Below are 11,737 nucleotides of genomic sequence, written 5' to 3'. Positions count from 1 at the left end.
ACATATACAATCCCTAAATCGACCTCGAACCGGACACATTATAATTTATAAACGAGCCGGCGCCCGCGGCCGTTGGACGCGGTCAGCCACCGGGGCCCGATCACGGCCAGCAGCACGTCGCTGCGGGCCAGCCACCGGTCGATCTGCTCGGTGAAGTCGTCGCCGGGCCGGATGGTGCGGCTGGCCAGGAACACGCGGTCCGCGCCGAACCTCGACTCCAGCTCGCGCGCGATCAGCGTGGCGGCCCAGTCGCCGTCGCCGGTGCGGTAGCTGACGAACACCCCGTCCACGGCATCGACCACCGACCCAACCTGGCAGAGCGGGCGCGCGGCGGGCAAGGTCGCGCTCACGCGCGGGCGGTGACCAGGCCCGACTCGTAGGCGGCGATGACGAGCTGGGCCCGGTCGCGGGCCTGGAGCTTGTGCAGCAGCCTGCCGACGTGGGTCTTGACCGTGCCGGCCGACAGGTGCAGCTCGCGCATGATCTCGGTGTTGGACAGGCCGCGCGCGATCAGGGTCAGGACCTCCCGCTCGCGCTCGGTGACCCCCTCCAGCCTCGGCTCGCGCGGCCTCGGCGCGCGGGCGAACTCGGCCACCAGGCGGCGCGTCACCGAGGGCGCCAGCAGGGCGTCGCCCGCCGCCACGACCCGGACCGCGGCCAGCAGGTCGGCCGGCGGCGTGTCCTTGAGCAGGAACCCGCTCGCACCGGCCCGCAGCGCCGAGTAGACGTACTCGTCCAGGTCGAACGTGGTCAGGATCAGCACGCGGGCCGCGGTGGAGGCGGTGATCTCGCGGGTGGCCGAGATGCCGTCCACGCCGGGCATCCGCACGTCCATCAGCACCACGTCCGGCGACGTCGCGCGCACCACGGACACCGCCTCGGCCCCGTCGCCCGCCTCGCCGACCACCCGCAGGTCCGGCGCGGAGTCCACCAGCACCCGGAAGCTGCCCCGCAGCAGGGCCTGGTCGTCCACGACCACCACGTCGATCACGACAGCGGCACCCGCGCCCGCACCGCGAACCCGCGCCCGGCCAGCGGCCCCGCCGAGAACGTCCCCCCGTACACCGCGACCCGCTCCCTCATCCCGATGAGCCCGTGCCCACCGCCGCCGGCGGCGAGCACCCGCTCGCCGGGCCCGTCGTCCACCACCGAGATCGCCACCTCGCCGTCCGACACCTCCACCGACACCGCGCAGGACGCGGGCGCCGCGTGCTTGACCACGTTGGTCACCGACTCCTGCACGATCCGGTACACGGTCAGGCCGAGCGCGTCGGGCACCGGGCCGTCGACCGACAGGTCCACCTCGACCCCGGCCATGGACGCCCGCGACACCAGCTCCGGCAGGTCGGCCAGGCCGGGCATGGGCGCCAGCTCGGGCGCCGCGTCCTCGGACCGCAGCACGCCCAGCAGCCGCCGCATCTCCACCAGCGTGTCCCGGGACGCCGTCTCGATCACCCGCAGCGCCTCCTGCGCCTCCTCGGGCCGCGCCGGCCCGACGTGGGCCGCGATGCCGGCCTTGACCGCGATCAGGCTCAGGCTGTGCGCCACCACGTCGTGCAGCTCGCGGGCGATGCGCATCCGCTCCTCGGTGACGGCCCGCTCCGCCCGCTCGGCGGCCCGGCGGGCCTCGTAGGAGCGCCGGACCCGCGTGGTGCGGCCCAGCGCCCACGCCGCGCACACCAGCACCGACACGAACGCCACCAGCCCCACGTCCTCGGGCCACGGCTCCGCGACGACCACGACCACCGCCGCCGACGCCAGCGACACGCCCAGCGCCCAGGTCGCGACCCGCCGGGGGCACAGCGCGGCCACCGCGTACATCGCGAACGCCGTGGGCGCGTAGGGCTCCAGCGTGATGTGCGCGAGCGTGGCCGCGCCCTGGGACGCCGCCACGACCGCCAGCACCGGCAGGGGCCACCGGCGGCGCACCGCCAGCGGCGCGCCGACCAGCGCGGCCAGGGCGCAGCCGAGCCAGGGCGGCGCCGAGCTCATCTCGGCGAAGCCCAGGTAGGTCGTGAAGACCACCGCGGCGGCGACGGCGTCCAGCGCGTAGAGGTAGGCCGTCGGCAGCAGGCGCAGCACGCGGGAGGTCACGGCCGGCACGGTATCCGGCGGGCGCGCCCCGGTGCATCGGACCACGGGCCGATCCCGGGGTCCGGACCCCGGTCCGATCCGCCGGGCGCGCCGGTCGAGCACGCTCGGCGACGTGATCGAGACGAGACGGCTGACCAAGCGCTACGGGGCGACCCGGGCGGTGGACGGCCTCACCACGAAGGTCGAACCCGGCCACGTCACGGGCTTCCTCGGCCCGAACGGCGCGGGCAAGTCGACCACCATGCGCATGATCCTCGGCCTGGACCGGCCGACCGGCGGCGAGGCCCTGGTCAACGGCCGCCGCTACGCGGACCTGCGCAGGCCGGCCCACGAGGTGGGCGCGCTGCTGGACGCGGGCGCCGCGCACGGCGGCCGCACCGCGCACAACCACCTGCGGGTGCTGGCCCGGAGCAACGGCATCGGCGACCGGCGCGTCGCGGAGGTGCTGGAGCTGGTGGGCCTGGCGGGCGCGGCGAACCGGCGCGTCGGGGCGCTGTCGCTGGGCATGAGGCAGCGGCTGGGCGTCGCGGTCGCGCTGCTGGGCGACCCCGGGGTGCTGCTGTTCGACGAACCGGTCAACGGCCTCGACCCCGAGGGCATCCGCTGGATCCGCCACCTCATGCGCGACCTGGCCGCCGAGGGCCGCACGGTCCTGGTCTCCAGCCACCTGATGAGCGAGATGGCGCTGACCGCCGACCGGGTGATCGTGATCGGCCGGGGCCGGCTGGTGCTGGAGGCGTCCGTGCGGGAGCTGCGGGCGCGGTTCCAGGAGGACGTGCTGGTGCGCTCGCCCGAGCGGGGCGAGCTGGGCCGGGTGCTGGAGGAGGCCGGCGCGTCGGTCGCCACCGAGGACGGCGCGCTGCTCGTGCGCGGCCTCGGCGCGGCCGACATCGCGGACCTGGCCGCGAGCCGGCGGCTGCCCGTGCACGAGCTGACGCCGCGCAGCGCGTCCCTGGAGGACGCCTACCTCAGGCTCACCGACGACAGCGTCGAGTACCGCGCGAAGGAGACCGCCCGATGACCGACGTGCTGAACGCGGAGCTGCTCAAGCTCCGCTCGGTGCGCTCCACGGCGTACCTGCTGCTGGCGATCGCGCTGACGCTCGCGGTCGGCGTCCTGGTCTCCTCCCTGATGACCGCCGAGTGGGACGCCGCGGCGCCCGAGCGGCAGCGGCAGTTCGACAGCGCGGACCCGACGGTGCCGCTGCTGCCGTTCGGGCAGTTCTGCCTGGGCGTGCTGGGCGCGCTGGCGATCACGGCCGAGCACGGCAGCGGCATGATCCGCCCGGTGCTGGTGGGCGTGCCGCGGCGCGGCAGGCTGCTGGCCGCCAAGACGGCCGTGGTGGCCGCCGTGTCGCTGGTGGTCGCGGCCGTCACGACCCTGCTGGCCTACGCGGCGGGCGAGCTGATCACCGGTGACCGGCCGAAGCCGATCTCGGCGTACGACTCGTTCGGCGAGGCCGTGCCGACCCTGCTGGCGAACACCGCGTCCCTGGTGCTGGTCGCCCTGGTCGGCCTGGGCCTGGGCTTCGTGATCCGGTCCACGGCGGGCACGCTGGTGACGCTGTGCGGGCTGCTGTTCGTGCTGCCGGTGGTGTCCATGCTGCTGCCGCGGAAGTGGGGGGAGCCGCTGTACTCGGTGATGCTGCCGGTGCTGCCGCAGGAGCTGGCGGGCGGCGAGGGCCTGCCGCTGTCGCCGACGGGCGCGGGGCTGGCGATGGTCGCCTACGCGGTGGTGGCGCTGGGCGCGGGCGCGGTGGTGCTGTTCCGCCGGGACGCCTGAGGGGACCGGTGACCGGCGGTCGGGGGAACCGCCGGTTACCGTGTCCGGCGTGCCCGACTTCGCCCTCGGACTCGCCGCCCTCGGCCGTCCCGCCTACATCAACCTCGGCCGTGACGGCGCGCTGCCCGACGGGCGGGACGTCGAGGCCATGCGCGAGCACTGCCACGCCGTGCTGGACGCCGCCTACGCGGCCGGTGTGCGCCGCGTGGACGCCGCCCGCTCGTACGGTCGGGCGGAGGAGTTCCTGGCCGGGTGGCTGGACTCGCGCGGGCACCGCGACGTGCGGGTGTCGAGCAAGTGGGGCTACGCCTACGTCGGCGGGTGGCGCCGGGACGCGGCCACCCACGAGGTGAAGGAGCACTCGCGGGAGCGGTTCGAGGAGCAGTGGGCCGAGACGCGGGAGCTGCTCGGCGCGCACGTCGGCCTGTACCTGGTGCACTCGCTGACCGCGGACAGCCCCCTGTTCGGCGACCTGGACCTGCTGCTCGCGCTGGGCGGGCTGCGCGACTCGGGCGTGCGGCTGGGCTTCTCCACCTCGGGCCCGGAGCAGGCCGGGACCGTGCGGCGGGCGCTGGAGCTGGAGGTCGAGGGCCGCCGGCTGTTCGACGCCGTGCAGTCCACCTGGAACGTGCTGGAGACCTCGGTCGGGCCCGAGCTGGCGCGGGCGGCGGAGGCCGGGGTCGAGGTGTTCGTCAAGGAGGGCCTGGCCAACGGCCGCCTCGCCGTGGAGCCGCCGCCGCGGGTGCGGGAGCTGGCCGAGCGGCACGGCGTCGGCCCGGACGCGGTCGCGCTGGCCGCGGTGCTCGCCCAGCCGTGGGCGGACGTGGTGCTGTCGGGCGCGGCGAGCGCCGGGCAGCTGCGCGCCAACCTGGCGGCCCGCGAGGTGGGGCTGGAGCCGGACGCGCTGGACGGGTTGGCCGAGCCGCCCGAGCGGTACTGGGCTACCCGCGCGGCGCTGGCCTGGGACTGAGCCGCACCGAGCCGGAGTCGAGGTCGACCGGTCCGCGCGGCGGCGCGCCCGACTCCTCGTCCTCGCCGAGCACCAGGGTGGTCCGCCGCTGCTCCAGCTCGACCCGCTTGCCGCCGTGGAACAGGGTGGTGAACTCGTCGAGGGCGGTCGCGCCGAGCACCGGCGGCGCGCCCCGGCGGCGACGGACCCACCGGAGCACCCGTTCGCCCGTCGCCAGCGCCACGAGGAGCACGGCGAGCCCGGGGATCGTCATGGCGAAGACCGCACCCACGTGAACCACTCCCTGATCAAGGCCCGGCCGTCCGGCACGACCGGCCAGTCCGGGTCCTCGGCCAGCGCGCGCACCTCGTCCACGCCCACCCAGCCGCCCCACGCCACCTCTTCGGGCTGGTGGGTGAAGGGGCCGTCGGTGCGCGCCTCGTAAACGTGGGCGACGTAGCGGATGGTTCCCTCGACGAACGGCGCGCGGAACCGGAACGCCGGCGTCGCGGTGACGCCCAGCTCCTCGGCCAGCTCGCGCGCGGCGCACTCGTCGGGCGTCTCGCCCGCCGCGACCACGCCGCCGCACGTGGGGTCGTACAGGCCGGGGTAGACGTCCTTGGTGTCGGTGCGCCGGTGCACGTAGAGCCGTTCGCCGTCGAGCGAGCGGACCACGATCGCCGCGCACGCGTGCCACAGGCCCTCGGCGCGCATCCGGGCCCGCGTCGCGGAGCCGACGGGGTTGCCCTCGGGGTCGACGACCAGAACTCGCTCTTCGATCACCTGGTGATCCTCCTGCGGTCGTACCGGCGCGTGCTACTCCGGGCCGACGCCCGCCGACGACCGCTGTTCCTACCGTCGTGCCGTTCGCGTCACGAGGAGGAGTTGTGCCCAGATCCCTGCGGCTCGCGGTCGCCGAGTTCCGCGACCGGCCCGGCCGCGCCCTGCTGCCCGGTGTCGCCCTGGTCGTCGGTGTCGCCTGCCTGCTGGCCGGGCTGATGCTGAGCGACGCGATGGTCCGCGCCGTCGGCGAGGGCGCGCCCACCGTGCCCGCGGGCGTCGACCTGGTCGTCCGCGCGGAGCCCTACTCGGACGTCTCGCTCGACCAGGCGACCGCCGATCGAGTGGCAGCGGTGCCGGGGGTGACCGAGGTGCGCCAGGTCCGGCAGGTGCGCACCGACCTCCTCCTGGACGGCCGCGCCACCGACCGCCGCGCCACCGCGGACGTGGAGGTCGCGGGCGCGGAGCGGGTGCCGGTGCTGGAGGGCCGCTCGCCCGGCCCGGACGGCGAGATCGCGGTCGACCGCGTCACCGCGCACCAGCACGGGCTCGCGCCCGGCTCGCTGACCAGGCTGGCCGACGCGGCGGGCGACCCGGTCGAGGTGGTGGTCCGGGGCGTCACCAAGCGCGGCGCGGTCGCCGAGGAGCCCGTGCTCGTGGTCGGCGAGGGCCTGGCCGCCCGCCTGGGCCCGTCGACCGTCCTGTCGCTGCACGTCACCGGCGGCGACCGGGCCGCGGTGGCCGCGGCGGCGGGCGAGGGGTTCCGGGTGGACACCGCCGCCCGGGTCGCCGCCGAGCGGCCGAACCAGGACCTGGCCGTCATGCTGCTGCCGTTCAGCATCCTGGCGCTGGCCACCTCCGTGTTCGTCGCCTCCGCCACCTACCGCGCGGTCTACCTCCAGCGGCAGCGGAACACCGCGCTGCTGCGCTGCCTGGGCGCCTTCCGCGGTTCACTCGTCCGGGCGAACTTGATCGAGGCGCTGGTGACGGGCGCGCTCGCGGGCGCGGTGGGCGCGCTCCTCGGCGGCGCGGTGGCGTGGCTGCTGGCCCGGCTGTTCGACGCCACCGGGCTGTCGGTGGTGCTGGGCGCGGTCGAGCTGAGCCCGGCCCCGCTGCCCACCTGGCCCCAGCTGCTGATCGGCGTGGCCACCGCGGCCCTGCTCAGCGGGTTCGCCGCGGTCCGGCCCTCGCTGTCCGCCTCCCTGGTGCCGCCGCTGGCCGCGCTGCGCACGTCCGAGGGCCAGACGCCCGACCTGGCCGTGGTGCGCCGCCGCCGGGTGCTCGGCGTCGTCCTGGTGGCGCTCGCGGCCGGCCTGGGCGCGCTCGGCGTGCTGGCCCAGGGCTCGATGGCGGCGATCTTCCTGGTCCTGTTCTCCGGCATCACCGCCGTGTTCGGCCTGTTCGGCGTGCTGGGCCCGGTCGTGGTGCCCGGCCTGGGCCGGGTCTTCGGCTCGGTCGCGAGCCGCTTCGGGGGCGCGCAGTGGAAGCTGGCCGCGGCCGAGGTGCGGCGGGTCCCGCAGCGGTCGGCGTCGGTGGCCATGCCCCTGCTGCTGGCCGCCGCCATGGTCACGTTCTTCGCCGTCACGGTCGGGTCGGCGCAGCGCATGGAGGAGGAGTTCCAGGACCGGCCGCGACCGGACGCCGTGGTGTCCGACGCGGGCGGTCGCCCGCTCGACGGAGCCGTGGCCGCGGCGGTGGACCGGCCGGAGGTGGCGGGCAGCGTCGTGCTGCACGGCGTCACGGCCGACCAGCGCGACCCGGAGGGCCGGCGGTTCCCGACGCGGGTCGCGGGCGCCGACCCCGGCGAGGTGCGCGCCTACCTGGCGGCGCGGGACGCCCCGGTGGACCTCGGCGCCGGCGAGCTGCTGGTCGCCGACTGGTACGCCGAGCGGTTCGGGGCGCGGGTCGGCGAGCCGCTCACCGTCGACGGGCTGCCCGGTGGCGCGCGCACCGGCCGGGTCGCCGGCACCTTCGACGACGACCTGGTGGACAACTTCGACGTGCTGGTGGCCGACCCGGGCCTCGCGCCGGCGACGCGGGTGCTGGTGGCGTTCGCGCCGGGCGCGGACCCGGCGGCCTACGCGACGGCCGTGGAGGGCGCGCTGGCCGGTTCGCCCACCGTGCTGGTGACCACGAAGGCCGCCCAGGGCGCGCAGGACCAGCGCTACCTCGACCTGGGCATCGTGCTGCTGATGGTGCTGCTGGGGCTGTCCGTGGCGGTCGCGGTGACCGGCATCGGGACGGCGCTGACCATCTCGGTCCAGGAGCGCCGCAAGGAGCTGGCGCTGCGCCGCGCGCTGGGCGTCACCAGGGGCGGCATCCAGGGCGGCGTGGTGGCCGAGGCGGTGCTGTTGTCGCTGGTCGGCGTGCTCGGCGGCGGGCTGTTCGGCCTGGTCTACGCCGAGCTGACGCTGGCCGCCGTGGGGCTGTTCGTGTGGCCCACCGCGGCCGTGGCGCCCCTGGTGCTCGGCGGCGCCGGGGTGGTGGCGCTGGCGGTGCTCGCGGCCCTCGGCCCGGCCCGCACCGCGTCCCGCATCCGACCCGCCGCGGGGCTCGCCGCCGGCTGAAACGTGACCCCGGTCGGCAGCGCCGCGCCGGTGGTTGGTCGTAGGCTGCGGAGTATGCGGCGGATCATGGGAACCGAGGTCGAGTACGGCATCGCGGTGCCGGGCGACGCGACGGCCAACCCGGTGCTCACCTCGACACAGGTGGTGCTGGCGTACGCGGCCGCCGCGGACGTGCCGCGGGCCCGGCGGGCGCGCTGGGACTACGAGGTCGAGTCGCCGCTGCGCGACGCGCGCGGCTTCGACCTCGGCGCGCCCGGCGGCCACCCCGGCGGCGACGGCGACGTGGAGGACCTGGGCGCGGCCAACGTCATCCTCACCAACGGGGCGCGCCTCTACGTCGACCACGCGCACCCGGAGTACTCCGCGCCCGAGGTCACCAACGCGCGCGACGCGGTGATCTGGGACAAGGCGGGCGAGCGGGTGATGGAGGAGGCCGCGATGAAGGCGGCCACCGTGCCCGGCCAGCCGAGGCTCCAGCTCTACAAGAACAACGTCGACGGCAAGGGCGCCAGCTACGGCACCCACGAGAACTACCTGATGCAGCGCAGCACGCCGTTCACGGCGGTGATCGCGGGCCTGACGCCGTTCTTCGTCTCCCGCCAGGTCGTGGTCGGCTCCGGCCGGGTCGGCCTGGGCGCGGCGGGCGAGGAGGCCGGCTACCAGCTGTCCCAGCGCTCGGACTACATCGAGGTCGAGGTCGGCCTGGAGACCACGCTCAAGCGCGGCATCATCAACACCCGCGACGAGCCGCACGCCGACGCGGACAAGTACCGCCGGCTGCACGTCATCATCGGCGACGCGAACCTGGCCGAGTACTCGACCTACCTCAAGGTCGGCACCACCTCGCTCGTGCTGGACATGATCGAGGCCGGCCGCCGGTTCGACGACCTGCGGCTCCAGGACCCGGTGCGGGCGGTGCACCAGATCAGCCACGACCCGACGCTGAAGACCCGCGTCGAGCTGTCCGGCGGGCGCAAGTTCACCGGGCTGGACCTCCAGTTCGCCTACTACGAGCGCGCCTCGGAGTTCGTGGAGAAGGAGGGCTACGGCGACCGCGACGTGCTGCGCGTGTGGGGCGAGGTGCTCGACGCGCTGGCCCGCGACCCGCAGGAGTGCGCCGACCGGCTCGACTGGGTGGCCAAGCTGCGGCTGCTGGAGGGCTACCGGTCCCGCGACGGCCTGGCCTGGGGCTCGCCGCGGCTGTCGCTGGTCGACCTCCAGTACTCCGACGTGCGGCTGGACAAGGGCCTCTACAACCGGCTGGTGGCCCGCGGCTCGATGAAGCGCCTGGTCAGCGAGGAGGAGGTGCGGGCGGCCGTGCTCGCGCCGCCGGAGGACACCCGCGCCTACTTCCGCGGCCGCTGCCTGGAGCGGTACCCGAGCGCGGTGGCCGCCGCGTCGTGGGACTCCGTGATCTTCGACCTGGGACGCGAGTCGCTGGTCCGCATCCCCACCCTGGAGCCGCTGCGCGGGACGAAAGCGCACGTCGGAGCTCTGTTGGAGGCGTCGGAGACGGCCGAGCAGCTCGTGGAGGCGCTCACCAGGGGCTGATCACCGGACCCGAGTGGCGGCGCAAAATGTCGGGCCCACTGGGTAATGTTGAACTCCCAGGGCCGGAATGGCGGGAGGAACGACATGTCCCAGGAACAGGTCCAGCGGCAGGGCGGCGGCGACGGCGACGAGAACGGTGACGGCGCGGCCGCCGCGGGTCAGGAGCGCCGCGAGAAGCTCGGCGAGGACGTCGACGCGATCCTGGACGAGATCGACGACGTGCTGGAGGAGAACGCCGAGGACTTCGTCCGCGCGTACGTGCAAAAGGGCGGCGAGTAGGCCGCAGGCGGGACAGGAGAAGAACGCACACATGGACAACAGCTCGACCGGGCACTACCCGGCCGCGTCGCTGCCCCCGGCCTACCTCAGGCCGGGGTCTTCGTCGTTCACCGACTTCCTCCGCGCGCAGGCGCCCGAACTGCTGCCCGCCGGCCGGAGCCTGCCCGAGGGCGGCACCGTCGAGGCGCCGCACGGCACCACGATCGTGGCGCTGACCTACAAGGGCGGGGTGGTGATCGCGGGCGACCGGCGCGCCACGATGGGCAACGTCATCTCCCAGCGCAACATGAAGAAGGTGTTCATCACCGACGACTACTCGGCGGTGGGCATCGCGGGCACGGCGGGCATCGCGGTCGAGATCGTCCGGCTCTACGCGGTCGAGCTGCGGCACTACGAGAAGATCGAGGGCGTCTCGCTCTCGCTGGACGGCAAGGCCAACCGCCTGTCGGCGATGATCAAGGGCAACCTGGACGCGGCCATGGCGGGCCTGGCGGTGGTGCCGCTGCTCGCGGGCTACGACCCCGAGGCGCCCGACCCGGACCGCGCGGGCCGCATCATCTCCTACGACGTGACCGGCGGCCGGTTCGAGGACGGCCAGGGCTACCAGGCCGTGGGTTCGGGTTCGCTGTTCGCGAAGTCGGCGCTGAAGAAGCTGTACGACCCGGACGCGGACGCGGAGGCGGCCGCGCGGGTCGCCGTCGAGGCCCTGTACGACGCGGCGGACGACGACTCGGCCACCGGTGGCCCGGACCTGATGCGCCGGATCTACCCCATCGTCGTGACGATCTCGGCCGAGGGCGCCGTGCACCTGCCCGAGGACCGGATCGAGGCGCTGGCCGAGTCCGTCGTCGAGGGCCGACGGACCAGCCCGACGGGCTGACGGCCGTGCGCCAGCCAACCCCGACCCCCGCCACCCCACCACGGGAGCTTCACCAGTGACGATGCCGTTGTACGCCTCGCCCGAGCAGATCCTGCGCGACCGCTCGGAGTACGCCCGGAAGGGCATCGCCCGCGGCCGGAGCGTCGTCGTGCTCCGGTACGCCGACGGCGTGCTGTTCGTTGCCGAGAACCCGTCCAGCACCCTGCACAAGGTGTCGGAGATCTACGACCGCATCGGCTTCGCCGCGGTCGGCCGGTACAGCGAGTTCGAGAACCTGCGGCAGGCGGGCATCCGGTTCGCCGACATCCGCGGCTACCAGAACGACCCGCGCGACGTGACCGGCAGGTCCCTGGCCAACGTGTACGCCCAGACCCTGGGCTCGATCTTCACCGAGCAGATCAAGCCCCTGGAGGTCGAGATCTGCGTGGCCGAGGTCGGGCACACGCCGGAGCACGACACCCTGTACCGCCTCACCTACGACGGTTCGATCGTGGAGGAGCCGCAGCACGCGGTGATGGGCGGCCAGGCCGAGGCGACGGGCAACGCCCTGAAGGAGGCCTACGCCGAGGGCCTGTCCCTGGCCGAGGCGGTGCGGGTGGCCGTGAAGGCCCTGAGCGCCGGGTCGGCCAGCACGGGCAACGGCAAGGAGCAGCTGGAGGGCTCCAAGCTGGAGGTGGCGGTCCTGGAGCGCCACCGGCCGCGCCGGGCGTTCCGCCGCATCACGGGCGCCGCCCTGGCGGCCCTGCTGCCGGGCGAGCCGGAGCCGGCCGAGCCGGCCGCCGACGCGGACGCGGAGAAGAAGCCGGTCACCGACGTGAACCTGCCGCCGAACGACGACGAGGCGTAGGGAACGCT

Annotated in this window: 13 protein-coding genes; 8 read left to right on the top strand and 5 right to left on the bottom strand. The window is 74.9% G+C overall.

Going from position 1 to position 11,737, the window contains the following annotated elements; genetic code table 11:
* Nucleotides 1–38: 38 nt before the first annotated feature.
* From ACFV4N_RS31945 to ACFV4N_RS31935, 3 genes are read right to left on the bottom strand one after another with little or no spacing between them, the layout of a single operon-like run.
* Nucleotides 39–302 (bottom strand): toll/interleukin-1 receptor domain-containing protein, encoded by a 264-nt coding sequence (locus ACFV4N_RS31945; RefSeq protein WP_499676358.1) that lies wholly within the window; start codon nucleotides 300–302, stop codon nucleotides 39–41.
* Nucleotides 303–346: 44 nt separating this feature from the next.
* Complete coding sequence (locus tag ACFV4N_RS31940; RefSeq protein WP_499676357.1) at nucleotides 347–991, bottom strand: response regulator; 645 nt, start codon at nucleotides 989–991, stop codon at nucleotides 347–349.
* The gene (locus ACFV4N_RS31935) at nucleotides 988–2,094 is read right to left on the bottom strand and encodes a sensor histidine kinase (protein ID WP_499676356.1); all 1,107 of its coding nucleotides are present in this window, start codon (nucleotides 2,092–2,094) and stop codon (nucleotides 988–990) included. Before ACFV4N_RS31935 ends, ACFV4N_RS31940 begins: the two co-directional genes overlap by 4 nt.
* Nucleotides 2,095–2,206: 112 nt before the next feature.
* Here ACFV4N_RS31935 and ACFV4N_RS31930 point away from each other — a divergent pair, with 112 nt between their 5' ends.
* The 3 genes from ACFV4N_RS31930 to ACFV4N_RS31920 are packed head-to-tail and all read left to right on the top strand — an operon-like array spanning nucleotide 2,207 to nucleotide 4,846.
* On the top strand, nucleotides 2,207–3,115 hold the full coding sequence (locus ACFV4N_RS31930; protein ID WP_499676355.1) for an ABC transporter ATP-binding protein: 909 nt from the start codon (nucleotides 2,207–2,209) through the stop codon (nucleotides 3,113–3,115).
* On the top strand, nucleotides 3,112–3,876 hold the full coding sequence (locus tag ACFV4N_RS31925) for an ABC transporter permease (RefSeq protein WP_499676354.1): 765 nt from the start codon (nucleotides 3,112–3,114) through the stop codon (nucleotides 3,874–3,876). Before ACFV4N_RS31930 ends, ACFV4N_RS31925 begins: the two co-directional genes overlap by 4 nt.
* A gap of 49 nt (nucleotides 3,877–3,925) precedes the next feature.
* A complete protein-coding gene (locus ACFV4N_RS31920; RefSeq protein ID WP_499676353.1) occupies nucleotides 3,926–4,846 on the top strand; it encodes an aldo/keto reductase in 921 nt (306 codons plus the stop codon).
* Here the strand turns inward: ACFV4N_RS31920 and ACFV4N_RS31915 are convergent.
* Both ACFV4N_RS31915 and ACFV4N_RS31910 read right to left on the bottom strand, forming a co-directional pair.
* Nucleotides 4,818–5,099 carry a DUF6191 domain-containing protein gene (locus ACFV4N_RS31915; RefSeq protein WP_499676352.1) on the bottom strand — a complete coding sequence of 94 codons (282 nt, stop codon included), beginning with the start codon at nucleotides 5,097–5,099 and terminating at the stop codon, nucleotides 4,818–4,820. The genes ACFV4N_RS31920 and ACFV4N_RS31915 overlap by 29 nt on opposite strands.
* Nucleotides 5,096–5,608, bottom strand: coding sequence for an NUDIX hydrolase (locus ACFV4N_RS31910; protein WP_499676351.1), 513 nt, complete (start codon nucleotides 5,606–5,608; stop codon nucleotides 5,096–5,098). Before ACFV4N_RS31910 ends, ACFV4N_RS31915 begins: the two co-directional genes overlap by 4 nt.
* A gap of 104 nt (nucleotides 5,609–5,712) precedes the next feature.
* On the opposite strand from ACFV4N_RS31910, the gene ACFV4N_RS31905 reads away from it, so the two are divergent.
* The 5 genes from ACFV4N_RS31905 to prcA all read left to right on the top strand — a co-directional run bounded on the left by ACFV4N_RS31905 (nucleotide 5,713) and on the right by prcA (nucleotide 11,729).
* A complete protein-coding gene (locus tag ACFV4N_RS31905) occupies nucleotides 5,713–8,172 on the top strand; it encodes an FtsX-like permease family protein (RefSeq protein WP_499676350.1) in 2,460 nt (819 codons plus the stop codon).
* A 54-nt stretch (nucleotides 8,173–8,226) separates the two neighbouring features.
* On the top strand, nucleotides 8,227–9,723 hold the full coding sequence (dop, locus tag ACFV4N_RS31900) for a depupylase/deamidase Dop (RefSeq protein ID WP_499676349.1): 1,497 nt from the start codon (nucleotides 8,227–8,229) through the stop codon (nucleotides 9,721–9,723).
* 84 nt (nucleotides 9,724–9,807) lie between these two features.
* On the top strand, nucleotides 9,808–10,002 hold the full coding sequence (locus ACFV4N_RS31895) for a ubiquitin-like protein Pup (RefSeq protein ID WP_344038073.1): 195 nt from the start codon (nucleotides 9,808–9,810) through the stop codon (nucleotides 10,000–10,002).
* Between the two features lie 31 nt (nucleotides 10,003–10,033).
* The gene (gene prcB, locus ACFV4N_RS31890) at nucleotides 10,034–10,882 is read left to right on the top strand and encodes a proteasome subunit beta (protein ID WP_499676348.1); all 849 of its coding nucleotides are present in this window, start codon (nucleotides 10,034–10,036) and stop codon (nucleotides 10,880–10,882) included.
* Nucleotides 10,883–10,937: 55 nt separating this feature from the next.
* Entirely contained in the window at nucleotides 10,938–11,729 is a 792-nt protein-coding gene (gene prcA / locus ACFV4N_RS31885; RefSeq protein ID WP_499676347.1) for a proteasome subunit alpha, read from the top strand.
* The last annotated feature ends 8 nt before the right edge of the window (nucleotides 11,730–11,737 follow it).

It is taken from the genome of Actinosynnema sp. NPDC059797 (assembly GCF_042732085.1).
Taxonomy (GTDB): domain Bacteria; phylum Actinomycetota; class Actinomycetes; order Mycobacteriales; family Pseudonocardiaceae; genus Actinosynnema.
Note: the sequence above shows the minus strand (reverse complement) of the source record. Positions and strands in the feature narration are given on the sequence as shown.

Bases quoted from the DNA above. Each gene is read 5' to 3' on its own strand.
- ACFV4N_RS31925 (WP_499676354.1), top strand. From the start codon at position 3,112: ATGACCGACGTGCTGAACGCGGAGCTGCTCAAGCTCCGCTCGGTGCGC.
- ACFV4N_RS31915 (WP_499676352.1), bottom strand. From the start codon at position 5,099: ATGACGATCCCCGGGCTCGCCGTGCTCCTCGTGGCGCTGGCGACGGGC.
- dop (WP_499676349.1), top strand. From the start codon at position 8,227: ATGCGGCGGATCATGGGAACCGAGGTCGAGTACGGCATCGCGGTGCCG.
- ACFV4N_RS31895 (WP_344038073.1), top strand. From the start codon at position 9,808: ATGTCCCAGGAACAGGTCCAGCGGCAGGGCGGCGGCGACGGCGACGAG.
- prcB (WP_499676348.1), top strand. From the start codon at position 10,034: ATGGACAACAGCTCGACCGGGCACTACCCGGCCGCGTCGCTGCCCCCG.